Annotated in this window: 15 protein-coding genes and 2 pseudogenes; 13 read left to right on the plus strand and 4 right to left on the minus strand. The window is 35.8% G+C overall.

All coding sequences use genetic code 11. From position 1 onward, the window contains the following. Positions 1–4: 4 nt before the first annotated feature. From infB to dnaJ, 8 genes are all read left to right on the plus strand, one after another. Positions 5–2,623 carry a translation initiation factor IF-2 gene (gene infB / locus AADV52_RS02050; RefSeq protein ID WP_014918634.1) on the plus strand — a complete coding sequence of 873 codons (2,619 nt, stop codon included), beginning with the start codon at positions 5–7 and terminating at the stop codon, positions 2,621–2,623. Between the two features lie 19 nt (positions 2,624–2,642). Continuing rightward, positions 2,643–3,008 carry a ribosome-binding factor A gene (locus AADV52_RS02055; RefSeq protein ID WP_014918635.1) on the plus strand — a complete coding sequence of 122 codons (366 nt, stop codon included), beginning with the start codon at positions 2,643–2,645 and terminating at the stop codon, positions 3,006–3,008. A gap of 51 nt (positions 3,009–3,059) precedes the next feature. Beyond that, positions 3,060–3,953, plus strand: coding sequence for a tRNA pseudouridine(55) synthase TruB (gene truB, locus AADV52_RS02060; RefSeq protein ID WP_014918636.1), 894 nt, complete (start codon positions 3,060–3,062; stop codon positions 3,951–3,953). A gap of 5 nt (positions 3,954–3,958) precedes the next feature. Continuing rightward, positions 3,959–4,921, plus strand: a complete 963-nt coding sequence (gene ribF, locus AADV52_RS02065; RefSeq protein WP_041808695.1) for a riboflavin biosynthesis protein RibF — start codon at positions 3,959–3,961, stop codon at positions 4,919–4,921. Between the two features lie 169 nt (positions 4,922–5,090). Next, complete coding sequence (gene hrcA / locus AADV52_RS02070; RefSeq protein WP_014918638.1) at positions 5,091–6,140, plus strand: heat-inducible transcriptional repressor HrcA; 1,050 nt, start codon at positions 5,091–5,093, stop codon at positions 6,138–6,140. A 15-nt stretch (positions 6,141–6,155) separates the two neighbouring features. After that, positions 6,156–6,737: a nucleotide exchange factor GrpE gene (gene grpE, locus AADV52_RS02075; protein ID WP_014563432.1), complete on the plus strand. Its 582-nt coding sequence runs from the start codon at positions 6,156–6,158 to the stop codon at positions 6,735–6,737. Positions 6,738–6,753: 16 nt separating this feature from the next. Beyond that, complete coding sequence (gene dnaK / locus AADV52_RS02080) at positions 6,754–8,613, plus strand: molecular chaperone DnaK (RefSeq protein ID WP_014918639.1); 1,860 nt, start codon at positions 6,754–6,756, stop codon at positions 8,611–8,613. A gap of 81 nt (positions 8,614–8,694) precedes the next feature. Next, positions 8,695–9,849, plus strand: coding sequence for a molecular chaperone DnaJ (dnaJ, locus tag AADV52_RS02085; protein WP_014918640.1), 1,155 nt, complete (start codon positions 8,695–8,697; stop codon positions 9,847–9,849). A 42-nt stretch (positions 9,850–9,891) separates the two neighbouring features. On the opposite strand, the gene AADV52_RS02090 is transcribed toward dnaJ, so the two are convergent. Then, entirely contained in the window at positions 9,892–10,194 is a 303-nt protein-coding gene (locus AADV52_RS02090; RefSeq protein ID WP_014918641.1) for a hypothetical protein, read from the minus strand. A 115-nt stretch (positions 10,195–10,309) separates the two neighbouring features. Here AADV52_RS02090 and lepA point away from each other — a divergent pair, with 115 nt between their 5' ends. The 4 genes from lepA (at position 10,310) to AADV52_RS02110 (ending at position 15,866) form a co-directional block, all read left to right on the plus strand. Continuing rightward, entirely contained in the window at positions 10,310–12,148 is a 1,839-nt protein-coding gene (lepA, locus tag AADV52_RS02095) for a translation elongation factor 4 (protein ID WP_014918642.1), read from the plus strand. Between the two features lie 2 nt (positions 12,149–12,150). Beyond that, a complete protein-coding gene (locus AADV52_RS02100) occupies positions 12,151–12,840 on the plus strand; it encodes a class A sortase (protein ID WP_014918643.1) in 690 nt (229 codons plus the stop codon). Between the two features lie 120 nt (positions 12,841–12,960). After that, entirely contained in the window at positions 12,961–15,234 is a 2,274-nt protein-coding gene (recJ, locus tag AADV52_RS02105; protein WP_014918644.1) for a single-stranded-DNA-specific exonuclease RecJ, read from the plus strand. A gap of 104 nt (positions 15,235–15,338) precedes the next feature. Then, positions 15,339–15,866, plus strand: coding sequence for an adenine phosphoribosyltransferase (locus AADV52_RS02110; RefSeq protein WP_014918645.1), 528 nt, complete (start codon positions 15,339–15,341; stop codon positions 15,864–15,866). A 143-nt stretch (positions 15,867–16,009) separates the two neighbouring features. On the opposite strand, the pseudogene cysK reads toward AADV52_RS02110, so the two are convergent. The 3 genes and pseudogenes from cysK to cls all read right to left on the minus strand — a co-directional run. After that, positions 16,010–16,914 (minus strand): annotated as a pseudogene (cysK, locus tag AADV52_RS02115) (cysteine synthase A). Positions 16,915–16,929: 15 nt separating this feature from the next. Then, positions 16,930–17,724 (minus strand): homoserine O-succinyltransferase, encoded by a 795-nt coding sequence (locus AADV52_RS02120; RefSeq protein WP_014918646.1) that lies wholly within the window; start codon positions 17,722–17,724, stop codon positions 16,930–16,932. A gap of 136 nt (positions 17,725–17,860) precedes the next feature. Continuing rightward, positions 17,861–19,347 (minus strand): annotated as a pseudogene (cls, locus tag AADV52_RS02125) (cardiolipin synthase); the annotation flags it as partial. A gap of 151 nt (positions 19,348–19,498) precedes the next feature. Between cls and AADV52_RS02130 the strand changes: the two are divergent. After that, a complete protein-coding gene (locus AADV52_RS02130; RefSeq protein ID WP_080588352.1) occupies positions 19,499–19,999 on the plus strand; it encodes an SLAP domain-containing protein in 501 nt (166 codons plus the stop codon). Positions 20,000–20,015 lie beyond the last annotated feature (16 nt).

A 20,015-nucleotide genomic window follows, 5' to 3' on the forward strand; every position in this document is an offset into this window, starting at 1 on the left:
TTGGATGGCAAAGAAAAGAATTTATGAAGTCGCAAAAGAAGTAGGCGTCGATAATAAAGTTGTAGTCCAAAAAGCAAAGGAATTGGGCTTCGATGTAAAGAATCATATGTCGTCAATAGATGATGCACAAGTTGCAAAATTAAAAGGTAGTTTCCAAAACTCCGCCCCCGCTGAGAAGAACAATAAAATCAAGATATTTGTTTCTTCAATTCGTAAGAATGAAAAGAAACAAGAAGATAATGCAGGTTCCAAGAAACCTAGAAGACGTAATAACAAACGTCGTCAAAATAATGATCGCAATCATAAGAATAGAAATGATCGTGATCATAGTGCAAATTCAGGTTCAGGTAAACCAAAGGCTGCAGCTTTATTGCAACAATTTAAGCAAAAACAACGTGCAGAGGAAGGTCAACTTAACCAACAAGCAAAAAAAGCTAAAAAAGAATATCATGAACAATTAAAATATCCGAAAAAAGAACAGCCAGTTAATAATAAAAAGAAAACTAACAAAGAAAGCAACAATAAGAAATCAGAAGAAGTAGAGAAAAAAGTTATTGGTCCTAAGATTTTGAAGCCATCTCCTGCACGTTTGAAGAAGAATCAACCTTCAACAAATGAAAAGCCCGCAGTTAAGGTTTCAATCCCTGAACCTCCTAAAGAGGAAAAACGCAATAATGGTCGTGGTAAGAATGTGGGAAAGCCAGGACATAAAGGGAAGAACCAATTCTTTAATAATCATAGTGAACATTCAGATCGTTCAGAAAGAAAACGTCGCAAGAATAGTCGCAAGAATAAGAAGCGTCAACAAGAACAAAAGCCAAAGAAGCAAATTACTAAGCGTAAGGAACGTCCATTACCAGAAACTTTAGTATATGAAAAAGGTATGAATGCTCAAGATATTGGTAAGTTGATCCACCGTGAACCAGCTGAAATTGTTAAGAAGCTGTTCATGCTTGGAGTTATGACCAATCAAAACCAATCATTGGATAAAGATACGATTGAACTTTTAGCTGCTGAATATGGTATTAATGCTAAACAAAAAGTTCATGAAGATATTTCTGATATTGACACTCTTTACAATAAGAGAATGGAAGCTTCTAAGAAGTCTAAGAACCAAGTTAAGCGCCCACCTGTAGTTACTATTATGGGTCACGTTGACCATGGTAAGACTACTTTGCTTGACCGTTTGCGTCATACCCATGTTTCAGCTCATGAAGCTGGTGGTATTACACAGAAGATTGGTGCTTACCAAGTTCGTCTTGATGATCGTTTGATTACTTTCTTGGATACTCCAGGACATGCCGCATTCTCCAATATGCGTGCACGTGGTGCTGAAATTACCGATATTGTTGTATTGGTTGTTGCAGCTGATGATGGTGTTATGCCACAGACTGTTGAAGCTATTGACCACGCTAAAAGCGCTAATGTTCCAATTATTGTTGCTATTAACAAGATGGATAAGCCAGGTGCTAACCCACAACACGTAACTGAAGAATTAATGAAGTATAATTTAATTCCTGAAGATTACGGTGGTGACACTATCTTTGTAAATATTTCAGCTAAGACTGGTCAAAACGTCGATGATTTATTGCAAATGATTTTGCTTCAAGCTGATATGATGGAACTTAAGGCTAACCCAACTGAAATGGCAATTGGTACTGTAATTGAAGCTCGTTTGTCACGTGGTCGTGGACCTGTAGCCGACGTTTTAATCCAACAAGGTACATTAAATATTGGTGATCCAATTGTTGTTGGTGATACCTTTGGTCGTGTACGTACTATGACTAACGATCGTGGTCGTCAAGTTAAGAAGGCTACTCCATCTGAACCAGTTGAAATTACTGGTTTAAATGATGTTCCTGAATCAGCTGATAAATTAGTTGAATTTAAGGATGAAAAGACAGCACGTTCAGTTGGTGAAGCTAGAGCACAACAAGCTTTGCAAAAATCTCGTGAAAATGTTCAACATGTTACTCTTGATAACCTCTTTGATACTATGAAGAAGGAAAACATGAAGGAAGTTGACATCGTCTTAAAGGCAGATGTTCAAGGTTCCGTTGAAGCTTTGCGACAATCTCTTGAAAAGATTGAAGTTGAAGGTGTTCGTGTAAACATTATTCACTCTGGCGTAGGTGCTATTAATGAATCAGATGTAACTTTGGCTGGTGCTTCTAACGCATTTATCATTGGATTTAATGTTCGTCCAACTGCAACTGCTAAGAGCCAAGCTGAAACCGAAGGCGTAGACATTCGCTTGTACAGTATCATCTACAAGGCAATTGATGATGTTACTGCAGCCATGAAGGGTATGCTTGAACCAACTTACGAAGAAAAGGTTATTGGTAACCTTACTGTTCGTGAAACTTGGAAGGTATCTAAGGTTGGTACCATTGCTGGTTCCTTTGTTGATAAGGGATTGGTTAAGAATGATGCCAAGATTCGAGTTATTCGTGATGGTATTGTTAAATACGATGGTGAAATTGCTTCACTTAAGAGATTTAAGGATGACGTCAAAGAAGTTAAGCAAGGTAACGATTGTGGTTTAACTATTAAGGACTACAACGATATTAAAGTTGGCGACGAATTCGAAGTTTACGAAATGCAACAAGTTGAACCTAAGTAATTATTTTTAGGAGGCAAACATGAAGCATAGAATTGGTCGTGTAGAAGGAGAAATTCTTCGCGAGTTAACCAAAATTTTACAAAAGAATATTCGTGATCCCCGTTTGAGTGAGGTAACTATTACTGCGGTGGAATGCACGAATGATCTTTCATATGCAACTGTTTACTACAGTCTTTTAACTGAAGATGCTAATAAAGAAAAAGAAGTTCAAGAAGGACTTGAAAAGGCTAAAGGAATGATGCGTCATTCGCTAGGACAAACTTTAACCGTTTATAAGGTCCCTGAATTAATTTTTAAACGAGACAATTCAGTAAAATATGGTAGTAAAATTGACCGTTTAATTGCAGAAGTTAAAAAGCAAGATGCTGAACGGGCAAGTAAATAAAAAAAGCGCCGTTTAGGCGCTTTTTTCGTTTGAATTAAAGAAGGATTATTTATGTTAAATGGAATTTTAGTTATTGATAAAGACAAAGGGATGACTAGTGCTGATGTAGTATATCATTTGCGAAAAGCTTTGCATATTCGAAAAATTGGACACGCTGGTACACTTGATCCCGAAGTAACCGGAGTATTGCCTATCGCAATCGGACAAGCAACTAAGTTAATTGAACTTATGCATACTAGACCTAAAGAATATATTGGTAGTGGTTTATTTGGGTATGCTACAGATAGTTATGATTCAACAGGTACAGTTTTAAAAAAGACTAAGCTAACTCAAGCTTTTACTTCCGATGATATTCAAAGTCATATGAATGAATTTTTAGGTGAAATCGAACAAGTACCGCCAATTTATTCAGCAGTAAAAGTAAACGGCAAGCATTTATATGAATATGCTCGAGAAGGAATTGCAGTAGAACGACCTAAACGTAAAGTTGATATTTTGCAATATGATTTGACAGATAAACCCGTATTTAATGAAACAGAAGGACAAGAGAAATTTGATTTTCGAATTAAGTGTAGTAAAGGTACTTATGTCAGATCATTAGTAAATGATTTAGGCGAAAAAATGAACTGTCCCGCAGTGATGACTTATTTAAGAAGAGTAGCTAGTTCTGGTTTTGATATTTCTCAAGCAGTTAAATTAAGTGAAATTGAGGCCAATCCCGAAAAAGCGGTAGAATTGATTCAGCCAATTGATGCTTTCTTTAAAGACTATCCTCAAATTGATTTAAGTGAGGGAAAATGGCTTAAAGTAAAAAACGGTGCAGGTATTTCGTTAGAAATAGATGCTAAAAAGGTTGCATTAAGGTACAATAAAAAAGTCAAGGCGATTTATGAAAAGAAAGGTAAATTATATCGCCCAAGTTTAATGTTGCTTCAAAATGAATAACTGAAATGAAGGGATTAGTTGTGAAAATCATTCATTTAACTTATCCAGTTAGCGAAAATATCATATCTTCAAAAACTATTCTTGCCTTAGGCTTTTTTGACGGCGTACACCTTGGTCATCAACGCTTAATAAATAAAGCTAAAGAAATTGCTGATCAAAAAAGATTACCATTAGTAGTGTTAACTTTTGATCGTCATCCCAAGGAAATATATGCCGATAAAAAAGATTTTAAGTATTTAAAGACTTTAGATGAAAAGGCAGACAAAATGGCAGAATTAGGAGTAGATTATCTAGCCGTGATGCCATTTACTAAAAAGTTTAGCGAGATAGATGCACAGAGCTTTGTAGATAATGTAATTATTAAACTCAACGCAGATACGGTAGTAGCTGGGTTTGATTATACCTACGGTCCTAAAGAGACTGCTAATATGAAAAACTTGCCTAAATTTGCTAAAGGCAGATTTGAAATTGTAGTAATGCCTAAGCAGATGTTTAATGGTAAAAAAATAGGTTCAACTGAAATTCGTCAAGCGATTAGAGAAGGCAAGATGGACTTGGCTTTTCAATTAATGGGTCACCATTATGTGATGAGCGGGACTGTTGGCCATGGTAAAAGAAATGGTCATAAACTTGGCTTTCCGACAGCTAATTTAGTTTGGGCTAGTCACAAGGTAATTCCAAAAATAGGAGTATATGCGACTAAGACTCAAGTTAATGGAAAATGGTATGAATCTATGACTAGTGTTGGCTATAATGTTACAATTGGTCAGCCTGAAAAAATCTTTATCGAATCACATATTTTTGATTTTAAAGAAGATATATATGACCAACCAATTAAAATCAAATGGTACAAATACACTAGAGGAGAAATTAAATTTAGCGGTCTTGATGAATTAAAGAAACAATTAGAGAAGGACCAAAAAGAAATAAAACATTATTTTGCTCAAGAAGCACAAAGTAATGTATAACTAAAAAGCTGAAAAACTTAGAAAAATCAAACTAAGTTTTTCAGCTTTTTAGTTTCATAAATAATTTTAATAAATTTTAGCACTCCTCTTGCTTTTCTGCTAATTTATAGTATCATATTAATTGTTAGCACCTTAGAATTACGAGTGCTAAAAAGTGAGGGCGATTATTATGTTGACCGAACGTCAAGAGCTTATTTTAAAAACAATTATTACAGACTTTGCACAGTCGCATGAGCCTGTAGGCTCGAAGACGGTAATGAAGCAGTTGCCAATTAAAGTATCAAGCGCTACTATTCGTAATGAAATGGCAGTGTTAGAAGAGCGAGGATTAATTGAAAAGACTCACTCTTCTAGTGGTAGAACTCCATCAAGTGATGGCTATCGTTACTATCTTGATAATTTGGTTGAGCCACTTCAATTACCAGAGTCTATTTATAACACAATTGGAACACAATTGAATCGACCCTTTCATCAAGTGAATGAAATCGTACAGGAAGCAGCACGTATTTTATCCGATTTAACTAATTATACTGCTTTTGCTGAAGGACCTGAGAGTAGAGATGTTAAAATCACCGGTTTTAGAATCGTTCCTTTGTCTTCTAGCCAAGTGATGGCTATTCTGGTTACTAGTGATGGTAATGTTCAAAATCAAGTTTATGCTTTACCACATAATATTAATGGTGAAGAAATTGAGAAAGTAGTACGAATGATTAATGACCAATTAGTTGGCAAGAGCTTAAAAGAAATTAATGTTTCATTATTAAGTGAACTTGCTAAGAATGAATTGGGCAGTGATCATGCTAGTGAATTATTTAGTTTAGTTGAAGATGTTTTAAAAGATGCTGCTAGTGAACAAATGTATGTAGATGGGCAAATTAATTTGCTTAATAATACATCTGAAAACAATGTAAATGATATTCGTTCATTATATGAATTAATCGATCGAGACAATTTGTTTTCTAATTTGATGGATATTAAGGCTGATCCTAAAACTGAAAAATATCCAGTTAAGGTAAAATTGGGATCTGAATTGCCAAATGATTTATTAAAAAATTATAGTTTGCTGACAGCTGAATATAGCGTCGGCTCCCATGGTAAAGGAACAATAGCTTTACTTGGGCCAACGAATATGCCGTATTCTCAAATGATAGGGCTTCTTGAATGCTTTAGAAATGAGTTAGCCAAGAAGTTGCTTGATTATTACGGTAAATTTCAATAATAGAGGAGGTTAGCCGTGAGTAAAGAAAAGTTTCCTAGTGAAAAAAATTTAGATGAAAAAGAAACTGCTTCAACACCTGAAGCTGCCAAGAAAAAGGCAACTGAAGATAAGGAAGCCAAAAAAGATAATCATGACGAAAAATTAGCTAAAGAAATAGCTGATTTAAAAGATAAAAATAAGGAGCTTGAAGATAAATATCTTCGTAGCGAGGCAGAAATTCAAAATATGCAAAATCGCTACTCAAAAGAGAGAGCTCAACTTATTAAATATGAATCTCAAAGCTTAGCTAAAGATATTTTGCCTGCTGTAGACAATTTGGAAAGAGCTTTAAGCGTAGAAGCCGATGATGATGTATCTAAGCAATTGAAGAAAGGCGTTAAGATGACGCTTGATTCGTTGACTAAAGCATTAAAAGATCATGGGATCGTTGAGATTGAAGCTGAAGACGTAAAATTTGATCCGACATTGCATCAAGCTGTTCAAACTGTGGTAGCTGAAAATGATGATCAAAAAGATCACGTTGTTCAGGTTTTACAAAAAGGATATCAATATAAAGATCGGACACTAAGACCAGCAATGGTTGTAGTTGCTCAATAGGAGAGGAAGTTTATATATGTCAAAAGTTATTGGTATTGACCTCGGAACTACTAACTCAGCAGTTGCAGTTCTTGAAGGTAAAGAACCAAAGATTATTACTAACCCAGAAGGTAACCGTACTACCCCATCTGTAGTAGCTTTTAAAGATGGAGAAATTCAAATTGGTGAAGTAGCTAAGCGTCAAGCTATTACTAACCCTAACACTATTGTTTCAATTAAGCGTCACATGGGTGAAGCTGATTACAAGGTTAAAGTTGGTGACAAGGAATACACACCACAAGAAATTTCTGCATTCATTTTGCAATACATCAAGAAGTTCTCAGAAGATTACTTAGGTGAAAAGGTAACCGATGCAGTTATTACTGTTCCTGCTTACTTTAACGATGCACAACGTCAAGCTACTAAGGATGCTGGTAAGATCGCTGGTTTGAATGTACAAAGAATTATCAATGAACCTACTGCTTCAGCTTTAGCCTTTGGTTTAAACAAAGACCAAGATGAAAAGGTTTTAGTTTACGACCTTGGTGGTGGTACTTTCGATGTTTCCGTTCTTCAATTAGGTGACGGTGTCTTCCAAGTATTATCAACTAACGGTGATACTCACCTTGGTGGTGATGACTTTGATAACCGTATCATGGATTGGTTAATCAAGAACTTTAAGGATGAAAATGGCGTTGACTTATCTAAGGATAAGATGGCTATGCAACGTTTAAAGGATGCTGCTGAAAAGGCTAAGAAAGACTTATCAGGTGTATCTTCAACTCATATTTCACTTCCATTCATTTCTGCTGGTGAAGCTGGTCCATTGCACCTTGAAGCTGACCTTACTCGTGCTAAGTTTGATGAATTGACTAGTGATTTAGTTGAAAAGACTAAGGTTCCATTTGATAATGCATTAAAGGATGCAGGTTTAACTGTAAATGATATCGATAAGGTTATCTTAAACGGTGGATCAACTCGTATCCCTGCAGTTCAAAAGGCTGTTAAAGAATGGGCTGGTAAAGAACCTGACCACTCAATCAACCCTGATGAAGCTGTTGCTTTGGGTGCAGCTATCCAAGGTGGTGTTATCTCAGGTGATGTTAAGGATATCGTTTTGCTTGATGTTACTCCATTGTCACTTGGTATTGAAACCATGGGTGGTGTCTTCACTAAGTTAATCGACAGAAACACTACTATTCCAACTTCAAAGAGCCAAATCTTCTCAACTGCTGCAGATAATCAACCAGCTGTAGATATTCACGTATTACAAGGTGAACGTCCAATGGCTGCCGATGATAAGACTCTTGGCCGCTTTGAATTAACTGATATTCCACCAGCACCACGTGGTGTTCCTCAAATTCAAGTTACCTTCGATATCGACAAGAACGGTATCGTAAACGTATCTGCTAAGGATATGGGTACTGGCAAAGAACAAAAGATTACCATTAAGAGTTCCTCCGGTTTGTCAGATGAAGAAATCAAGCGTATGCAAAAAGACGCTGAAGAACATGCCGAAGAAGACAAGAAACGTAAAGAAGAAGTTGACCTGAGAAATGAAGTCGACCAATTAATCTTTACTACTGACAAGACTTTGAAGGATACTAAGGATAAGCTTTCTGATAGTGACCGTAAGCCAGTTGAAGATGCCCTTGAAGCTTTGAAGAAGGCACAAAAGGACAACAACTTGGACGAAATGAAGGAAAAGAAGGATGCTTTGTCAAAGGCTGCTCAAGATTTGGCAGTTAAGCTTTACCAACAAAATGGTGGAGCACAAGGTGCTGCAGGTCAAGCTGGCCCACAAGCAGGTCCTCAAGGTCCACAAAATGGCCCACAAGGTGGTAACAATGGTGGTGCCCAAGATGGTGAATTCCACAAGGTAGATCCAAACAAGTAATGGGTTTATAATTAAACAAAAGGAGAAAAGAACTACCCATTGAGTAGTTCTTTTCTTTTGAAAATATAAGGAGTTCAATTAATGGCACAAGAAGATTATTATAAAGTGCTTGGCGTAGATCGTAACGCCAGTGACCAAGAAATTAGTAAGGCATATAGAAAGTTAGCTAAAAAATATCACCCAGATTTGAACCATGAACCTGGTGCTGAAGAAAAATATAAACAAGTTAACGAAGCTTATGAAGTTTTGCATGATAAACAAAAACGTGCACAATATGACCAATTTGGCTCCGCTGGTGTAAATGGCCAAGGTGGTTTTGGTGGCGCTGGCCAAGGCTTTGGCGGTGCCGGATTTGATACTTCTGGTTTTGGTGATTTTAGCGATATTTTTGGTGATATCTTTGGTCAAGGTAGACAACAAAGGGTAGATCCAACTGCACCACAGCGTGGCCAAGATTTAGATTATACTTTGACTATTGACTTTATGGACGCAATTAAAGGCAAGAAGACACAAGTAAGCTATACTCGCAGCGAAACTTGTGGTACTTGTGGTGGTAATGGTTGTGAAAAGGGTACTCATCCAATTACCTGTGATAAATGTCATGGTACAGGTTATATGACTGTTACTCAACAATCCATGTTAGGAATGATTCGCCGTCAAACTATTTGTGATAAATGTCATGGTCGTGGTGTGATCATTGAACACCCATGTAAGACTTGTGGCGGTAAAGGTACTGTTGAAGGTAAAAATACTATTGAAGTTGATATTCCTGCAGGTATTGATAATGGTCAACAGCTTCGTTATCAAGGTCAAGGTGAAGCCGGTGTAAATGGCGGACCTTACGGTGATTTGTATATTAATTACAGAATTAAACCATCTAAGGTTTTCCAACGTCGTGGACAAAATATTTATACGGATGTTCCAATTTCATTTGCTCAAGCTACATTGGGGGATGAGATTACTGTTAAGACTGTTCATGGCGACCAAAAGTTAACTATCCCAGCTGGTACTCAACCGAATAAGAAATTTACCCTTCGTGGTCAAGGTGTACCATATCTTCGTGGAAATGGTAATGGTGATCAAATCGTTACAGTTAATATCGTTATTCCAAAGCATATTAATGAAAAGCAAAAGCAAGATTTAATTGACTTTGTTCATGATGGTGGTGGAGATATTACACCAAAAGAAAAAGGATTCTTTGAACGACTTAAAGATAAATTAAGTGGCGAAGATTAAAATAAATGACATTGCATTTCGCAATGTCATTTTTGTTTTAGGCTAATATTCGTTGAACCTCTGCGGTAAAGGTAGATTTTTGTAAATCTGATTAATGAAATATATAGTAGCTAAATCATTATAAACAGTAAATGCAATTCTAACAGAACCTATTTTTCCTAAATTCAATCTAAACTCGTAACATGGTAAACCATTGACTTCATTTCTGATTGCTAATTTTACTTTAGTCATACCAGTATTAGTTTCTTTTTCAATGGCGGTTGAAATTTTTTGTTTAGCTATTTTTTGCATATGGGAATGTTTTTTTAAAAATGATTTACAACCCTTTTCAAATTTGACCTTCATAATATAATCTCACTAAATTTACTATATAATAGATTTGATTTTTGTACACCTATTCGTTTTATAAGATTAGGGACCTTTGCTATAATATTAGGGATAGTAAAGGGTGAATAAATTTATGGATTTAGAAAAATTAAAAGATTATCAAAATCATATTCGTAATTTTGCCATAGTTGCCCATATTGACCATGGTAAATCTACGATCGCTGATAGAATTCTAGAATTAACCGATACAGTAAGTCAGCGCCAACTTAAAAATCAAATGCTTGATGATATGCCACTTGAACGGCAACGTGGTATTACTATTAAGATGAACTCTGTTGAAGTTAAATATCATGCTAAGGATGGAGAAGATTACATTTTCCACTTGATTGATACACCAGGACACGTAGACTTCTCTTACGAAGTGTCAAGATCACTAGCAGCCTGTGAAGGTGCTTTAATGGTTGTTGATGCTTCTCAAGGTGTACAAGCCCAGACTTTGGCCAATACTTATTTAGCCATCGATGATGATTTGGAGATTTTACCTGTCATTAATAAGATCGATTTGCCTTCTGCAGATATTCCTAAAACTAAGGAAGAAATTGAAGAAATGTTGGGGTTAGATGCTTCAGAAGCTGCTGAAGTTTCAGGTAAGACTGGTCAAGGCATTGAAGATATGTTGGAAAAGGTGGTCAAGGATATTCCTGCACCATCTGGCGATATTACAGCGCCACTTAAAGCCTTAATTTTTGACTCCAAGTACGATGATTATCGTGGTGTAGTTATGTCTGTCAAAATTGAAGATGGTGTGGTTAAGCCTGGCGATAGAATTAAAATTATGAACACGGGTAAGGAATATGAAGTAACCGAAGTAGGTGTTTCAAGCCCTCATCCAGTTAAGAAGGATCTTTTAATTGCTGGGGATGTAGGTTATATCACTGCCAATATTAAATCAGTTCGTGAAACTCGTGTTGGTGATACTATTACTGATGCAACTAATCCAACTGAAGAACCACTTGAAGGTTATCGTCAGATTCCACCAATGGTTTATTCCGGTATGTACCCAGTTGATAACCGAGATTATGATGATTTAAAAGAAGCCTTGCAAAAACTGCAATTAAACGATGCAGCTTTGGAATTCGAACCTGAAACTTCAACTGCGTTAGGATTTGGATTCCGTTGTGGTTTCTTAGGGTTGCTTCATATGGATGTTGTGCAAGAAAGACTTGAGCAAGAATTTGATCTGGGCTTGATCATGACTGCTCCAAGTGTTGACTATCATGCAATTATGAATGATGGGTCTACAAAGGTAATTGATAACCCATCTGATTTACCAGATGCAGGTGAATATCAAGAAGTACAAGAGCCTTATGTTAAAGCAGAAATCATGGTACCGAATGACTTCGTTGGTCCAGTAATGGAATTATGCCAACGCAAACGTGGTGAATTTGTCACTATGGATTATCTTGATAAGTATCGTGTTAATGTAATTTACAATATGCCATTGGCTGAAATTATTTTTGACTTCTTTGATGACTTGAAGTCTTCAACTAAGGGTTATGCTTCTCTTGATTATGAAATTACCGGATACCGTCCAACTGATTTGGTTAAGATTGATATTTTGCTTAACAAGGAACCAATTGATGCTTTAAGTTTCATTGCTCATAGATCGGAAGCACAAGATCGTGCACGTCAAATGACTTCTATGCTTAAGAAGTTGATTCCACGTCAAAACTTTGAAGTAGATATCCAGGGTGCTATTGGTGCCAAAATTATTTCTCGTGCAACTATTAAGCCATACCGTAAGGATGTTACTTGGAAGATTCATACTGGTGACCCAGATCGTCGTGCTAAGCTTTTGGAAAAGCAGAAGCGTGGTAAGAAACGGATGAAGGCAGTTGGTAGGGTAGAAATACCTCAAGATGCCTTTATGGCTGTACTTAAGATGAATGACGACGATATTAAAGGTAAGTAAAAATGGCAAAAAATAAACGTAAAACCAGTGTTAGTACAATCGTCATTAGAATTCTTGCGGTTATTTTGCTAATTGTTGGTGTGGTTCTAATCTCCAATAAACAAATTAGCAATCACATGATTAGTCATAACCAGCAATCGACTTTAACTAGCTTGACTAAAAAAGAAGTTGAAAAGAATCAACGTAAAAAAGGGATGTATGATTTTAGCAAAGTAAAGTCGATGGATATGGCCCAAGCTACAAGATCGCAAATAAAAAAGACATCGGGTGCCATTGGCGCTTTAGCTATCTCTGATGTAAACATGCATTTACCTGTAATGTTAGGGATGTCAGATGATGCTATGTCTACTGGTGGCGGTACGATGCGTGCAGATCAAAAAATGGGAGAAGGCAATTATCCGCTAGCTGGTCACTATATGACTGCTAAAGGAATTCTCTTTTCACCACTAGAAGATGTCAAAAAAGGTGAATTAATTTACCTTACTAATTTAAAGAAGGTTTATGTTTACCGAATTTATATGAAAAAGGTTGTTGATCCATCAGCTGTTTGGTTAGTTAATAATACTAAGAAGAAAATAGTAACTTTAATTACCTGTGCCGATGGGGGTGCCAATCGTTGGGCTATTCGCGGAAATTTGATCAAAACAGAAAAAGCAACCGCTGATAACCTGCGGGTCTTTAAAATGAAATAAGATCCCCGAACTTTTATGCAGACAAAATTTGCGTTAAAATAAGAATTAGATTTTTCAATAAAGACACTCAGTTGTGAGTGCCTTTTAATTTTTTATGAAATGTAAGGTGTTTTTTAAGTAATGAAGTGGCAACAAAGAACAGCTGAAGAATTAGCGCCAGATTTAGTAGAAAAGTATCAACTTAGCCCTATTTCAGCACGGCTTTTTGCGTTACGTGGTATTAATACTGATGAAAAATTGGATTTTTGGTTTAATGCGACCGAAGAAAACTTAGCTGATCCGGCTTTGATGCATGATATGGACAAAGCTGTTGATCGGATTAATCAAGCGATCGATAATGGTGAAAAAATTACTATTTATGGTGATTATGATGCTGATGGGATTACTGCTACTACAATTATGACTGAAGCCTTAAGCATTTTGGGTGCGGATGTTCATTACTTTATACCAGATCGCTTTAAAGACGGATATGGCCCTAATCTTGATCGCTACAAGGATATAGTAGCTGATGGCACAAAGTTAATTATTACCGTAGATAATGGTGTAACGGGGATTGAAGAAGTTGAATACGCTAAAGGACATGGCGTTGATACTATTATTACGGATCACCATACTTTTCAAGAAAATAAGCCAGATGCTTATGCAATTGTTCACTGTAATTATCCTGGTCAAGAATATCCTTTTGATGATTATTGTGGTGCAGGTGTAGCTTATACGATTTGTCGTGAGCTTATGCAGGATCCTGTACCAGAATTGCTAGATTTAGCAATGATCGGTACTATTGGTGACATGGTTAAAGTTACTGGTGAAGGTCATATTATTGTAAAACGTGGGTTAGATGTTCTTAATCAAACCGAACGACCGGGCTTAAGAGCGCTTATCAAAAATGCCGGTTTAACGCTAGAAACGATTAATGAGACAGATGTAGGCTTTAATATTGCTCCTAGACTTAATGCTGTTGGACGTTTGGCTAATGCTAATCTGGCAGTAGAGCTTTTGCTTAGTGATGATGATCTTGAGGCACAGAAGATCGCAGATCAGATTGAAGACTTAAATAATAAGCGTAAAGAGCTAACTACTGAGGTTTACGATTGCTGCATGGAATTAGTTCGTGAAAATAGTTGGCAAAAGCAAAATACTTTAGTTTTATATGATCCTGATTTTCATGAAGGAGTTTTGGGGCTTGTTGCTAACAAGATAGTGGAAAAACTGCATAAACCAACAATTGTTTTAACTAAAAACGATGAAGGGGAGATTAAGGGATCAGGTCGTTCATTCAGTGGTTTTAACTTATTTGATGCTCTTAATCCGTTAAAAGAAAGTCTATTGACCAAATTTGGAGGTCATGATTTTGCTTGTGGTTTATCCATGGAAGAAGATAAAGTAAATGACCTACGGGAAAAGTTTGAAGCCGATTTTCATGTTGACGGTGGTTTAGAGACTAAAGAGTACGATATGGAATTGCCTATGCATGACTTATCACCTCAAACTTTGGCTCAAATTAATCAAGTGGGACCATTTGGTACTGGTGATCCGCAGCCAATTTTTAGTATTTCGGATCCAACTATTACACACTTTTTCAAAATAGGAAAAGATAAGAATCATGTTAAATTAACAGCTAATAAAAAAGACGGCAATTTGGCAATTGTGGGATTTAATAAGGATTATTTGAATAATAATTTGTTACCATTTATTTCAAAAATCTTTGTTACTCTCTCTTTGAATACTTATCGCAAACAAGTATCTTTGCAAGGCATCATGGAAGGAATAGCTTTTGCATCCCCAAAATTAGCTGTGCCAACATCAGTAATTGATTTAAGACAAGAGAAATTTGTCATGGGCTTTGCAGATCGTTATTTGCTTTTTGACAAAAAGAATATTCCAATTGTTAAGAATCGCCTTCAAATTGATGATGATAAAATTAGCTTGGTTAAAGATTATGATCAATCGGGTGAAACAGTAGCTTTGCTTGATGTGCCTCGCAATCAAGTGGAATTAAATGCAGCTTTAGAAAAAGATTATCAACAAATTTATTTACGCTTTTTATTAGATCAGTTACCTGTTGAACAAATTCCAGCAAAGAGTTATTTCGGAAAAGTGTTAAAGTATATTTATGCCCATCCAGCATTAAAGCCTGAAGACTATCGCACTGTAGCACCATATCTAGGTTTGGATTATGATAGTGTATTGTTTATTTTGCGAGTATTCTTTGAATTAGGTTTTGTTAAATTAGACGATCAAAAATTAGTTGGTGAGTCTAATCCAAAGAAGCAACCATTGACAGCTTCTAAATATTTAATGGCAACGAGTTCACAAATTAAATTTATTAATCAACTAAGAACGATGCCTACTCAAAAATTAATTACATATGTTAATAATTTGGTAAAAAGATAGATAAATATCAAGATTTCAGTGCTTTTATAACAAATCTTTGGTAAAATATACAAGTCAAAAGTGTTTGAATACAAACGCACAGAATTATGGAGGTTTTTCTTCTTATGGCGATTGATTTTAGTAAATATATTGCAAGTGTTAAGGACTTTCCTAATAAGGGAATTGTCTTTCGCGATATTACACCTATTTTGCAAGATGGTGAATTGTATCGTGCTGCTACTCATGAATTGGCAAAATATGCAAAGAGTAGAAAGGCAGATGTAATCGTAGGTCCTGAAGCACGTGGCTTTATTGTAGGCTGTCCTGTTGCAACTGAGTTAGGCTTAGGTTTTGTTCCAGCAAGAAAGCCACATAAGTTGCCAAGAGAAGTTGAACGTGCTTCATATGACTTGGAATACGGTTCAAATAGCCTTGAAATGCATAAAGATGCAATTAAGCCTGGCCAAAGAGTTGTTCTCTGTGACGATTTAATGGCTACTGCAGGTACTTTAAGAGCTTCTAAGGAATTAATTGAAAATCTTGGTGGTAAGCTTGTAGGTGCTGCATTTTACGTTGAATTGCCTGATTTAAAGGGTAGAGAAAAGTTGCCTGATGTTGATATTTACAGCTTAGTGCAATATCATGGTGCTTAAATAAATTCAATATTGATCTAATTAGTAAAGGTTATTATACTAAAAGTGTTGTACTAGCATTGACTGGTGCACAATCAACAGAAATAAAAATAATACTCCTAAGGAAAATTTCCTTAGGAGTATTTGTTTACAGAAATTAAGTTTTAAGCATTAAATAATGCAGTTGAAAGGTAACGATCACCGCCGTCTGGAACTACAGTAACCACAGCATGTCCCTTGCCTAACTTTTTAGCAATTTCGATTGCACCATGGATGTTTGCACCAGCTGAAATACCAGGTAAGAAGCCTTCGTTTTTAGCTACTTCACGAGCTGTAGCCATTGCTTCATCAGTAGAAACTGTAATTATATCATCGTAGATATCCTTATCTAAATTCTTAGGGATGAAACCTGCGGCAATACCTTGGATACCATGTTTACTTGTTTTTCCATCTTTTAAGAGTGGAGATTCAGTTGGCTCAAGTGCAAATATCTTAGTGGATGGATTTTCACGCCTAAGTGCATGTCCAATTCCTGATAAAGTACCACCAGTACCAACACCAGCAACAAAGGCATCAACGGATTTGCTGATACCATTCATTGCGGCAATAATTTCTGGACCAGTAGTTAATTCATGAATATTAGGATTTTCTGTATTTTCAAATTGCATTGGCATGAAGTAGCCTTTTTCTTTAACTAATTCTTCGGCCTTAGCAATTGAACCTTTCATACCGTCTGCACCTGGTGTCAAAATGAGTTCAGCACCATAGCCCTTCATTAATTTACGACGCTCAACGCTCATAGTTTCTGGCATAACAATAATAATGGCTGCAGCAACCATGGCTAAATGCCTGAAGTAGGTTCTACAATTGTGCCACCTGGCTTTAAGTTGCCTTCACGTTCAGCTTTTTCGATCATAGCTAAAGCAATTCTGTCTTTAATTGAACCAGCTGGGTTTTCAAATTTCAACTTTACATAGACATCTGCCGCGTCGTCAGGTACAACGCGATTCAACTTAAGTAATGTAGTGTTGCCGATAAGTTCTGTAACTGAATTATAAATTGTAGACATAATGTATACCTCGTTTTATTTATCTAATAATACTAATTTGCTTTTTTTAACTTGAGTTAGCCAGTTATTGAAAAATGTTTTCTGAGTATCTTTCCATTGAAACAATGGATTTGATAATGAATAATTTTCTGGCTTCTTATAATGTCGCTCTGGATGTGCAGCAATCTCTCTTTCATATTCTTTTTTAAGGCCTTTTCGGCCGTATTCGATATGAGAGAAAATAAAATTTTGCTCAAGCTTTTCTAAAGAAGAGACCATAAATAGATGCCCATTATCGTCAACTGAATTAATGGTTAATCGTGGATCTTGCATAATCTGTGTTTTATCCATTTCAGCGTAACGAGCATGTGGAGCGATAAATCTTTGGCTGATACCATTTAATAAAGGATGTGGTTCGATAATTAAATGAGGAAAAACACCAAAGATTTTTTTCGATAAAATTCTTTTTTGAATATTGTAAAAATAATCTAAAGCGGCTATTGCACCCCAGCAAAAATATAATTGCTGCAACTTGTATTTATCTAATAGTTGGAGCAAACATCGGACTTCCTCGATGTAGGTAACTTGATCAAAATCAAGATGATCTAAAGGTGCGCCCGTAATGATAAAGCCATCAAACTCTTTGATTCGATTAAGATCTAATGGCTGGGAAATTTTTGCAACTTCAGGTGGGACAGGACGATTTTGATAATGCATATGTGGATAAAAGAAAGTCAGGTCTGCATCTGGCAAAACGCGTGCAAATCTTTGTTGAGTATCTAACTTATCGTGCATTAAATTCAAAACGCCTATTTTTACTCTATTAGCCAAGTTTTATCCTCCTTACTTTTTAATAGTTATCATTGCTATATAACTTATAAAAAAATAAGTAAAGAAATAAAACTGCATTTTTAAAATACAAAGTAAAACCCCCATCGGATAGACCGATAGAGGGCTTTTCATTAAAAATAAGTGATAATAATCTTGAGAAGTATTGCTTAAATTTTAACCATGATGATTGTTGAGCAAAGTAGTCATTAATTAAAAGGGTACATTTATCTAAGTCCTTCTCAAAAATTTTCTTTAATTCTTGAGTTAAAGCAGGGGTGTAGTTGAATGAGTTTATCTCAAAGTTTAATGTATAGCTTCGGAAATCTTGATTGGCGGAACCAACTGAAGAAATATTAGAACCGCTAACCATAGTTTTTGCATGAATAAAACCATCATTATATTTGTATACTTTAACGCCATGGGCTACTAAATACTTAGCATAGTATTCTGTAGCACGATAAACAAATGGATGATCGGGCATGCAAGGAGAACCATAATTCGAACATCAATACCGCTGTTAGCAGCGATAATTAAGGCTTCAAGAATTGATTCTTCGGGAATTAAATAAGGCATTTGAATATAAATGTATTTTTTAGCTCCTGCAATAATTCCTTCATAGCCTCGTCTGATGCCGTAATGTTGATTATCAGGTCCTGAGTAAACAATTTGCATAGCGACATTTTTATTATCATTGATATCTTTTCGATTGACAGTAAATGGTTTAAGTTCCTTTAATTCAAATTTAGGTAAATTTGTTCTTCTGATTGACGTGTTCCAGTCCATTGCAAACCGGACCGCCATTAGAATTGGTGATTGCCCAATTACACGTAAATGGGTATCCTGCCAATGACCGAATTTTGGTGATTTATTGACATATTGATCTCCAATATTAAATCCGCCAATATAGCTAATATGGTGGTCAATAATAACTAATTTTCTATGTAAGTGGTAATTGAGTCGTGGGGTAGTAAACCAGTGCTTTTTTGAAGTGGAAATAAATGGTTGAGCTTCGCCGCCCAATTCTCTTAAATGGTCAAAAAAGCTTGGCTTAGTGCCTCTTGATCCAGAGGTATCATAAATTACTCTACCTTAGCACCATTAACTGCAGCCTCTTCCAAGGGTTTTAAAACACGATGTCCTAATTGGTCAGAATAAAAAGTATAAAATTCTAAGCTGACAGATTTTTTGGCATTTTTGATATCAGTAATCATTTGGTCAAAAAGTTCTGGTCCAGAAATAAAAACTTTGACCTGATTATCAAAAGTTAAAATCGCATCATCGTTGTTAAGATTTAGTTCCGAAAGCATTCTTACTCGTGGAAGACACTCTTTTTCAGGTAGAAGATCGTGCTCTTTAAGCATGTCGCGTTGCTCAGCTAAATAATGTCTTTGTACCTTTTTTTGCTCTTCTTGAATAGCAAAGATTTCATCAGGTGAAAGCTGACGACCAAAGAAAAGATATAGGATAAAACCAATACCGGGCAGAACGGTTAATACAAGCCATCCATGCCCAAGTTGCAACAACGCTGCGGCGACTTCTAAAGACCGTCCATACAGCAAACGCAATATTGATAATCCATAAGACTTCGATAGTCCTACGGATTATATCCCAAGTTAAAATCATGAATAATTACTCCCTTGTAAGTAGTGTTATAAATAATTTTAGCAGAATTAAGCAAATAGTTATAAAACAGATGAGTAAAAAATGCTTCCAATTCGATAATTTTTGATAAAATAAGAGATGAAGAATGGTATAAACACTACGGGGGTGGATTATGATGAGAAAACAAATTATTTCTGCTGCAGGTATAATGTTAGCAGTTATTGGATTAGGCGCAGCAACTACACAAAGCGTTGATGCAGCTGTTACTAATCCAGTTAGACAAGGTAAGAGATTAAATCTAACTAGAAATGCTACTGTTTATAATAGACATGGTGTTAAAGTTGGACATTTAAGAAAGGGAAAGCTTTACAAAGTACGTGCCATAAAAGTAATTAATGGTAATACTTATGTAAAGATTCGTAAAAATAGATTTGTTAAGGAAGAAGCCTTCTTGCCATATATGAAGTCTACTGTAAAAGTAGTTAATAGAATCAAAAAGCATTCCTTTGTTTATGATGAGAATGGTGAAAAAATCCCAGGCAAATTTTTAAAGCGTGGTGCTGAGGTTAACTATTTAGGCCATAAAGAAATTAATAAAAAACCATTTATCAAAATTGCTGATGGTGAATATGTTAAGGCTTTGAATGTCTTGACTACAGTTACTAATCATTAATCAAAAAAACACTCTG

Source organism: Lactobacillus helveticus, assembly GCF_046109915.1.
Lineage (GTDB): Bacteria > Bacillota > Bacilli > Lactobacillales > Lactobacillaceae > Lactobacillus > Lactobacillus helveticus.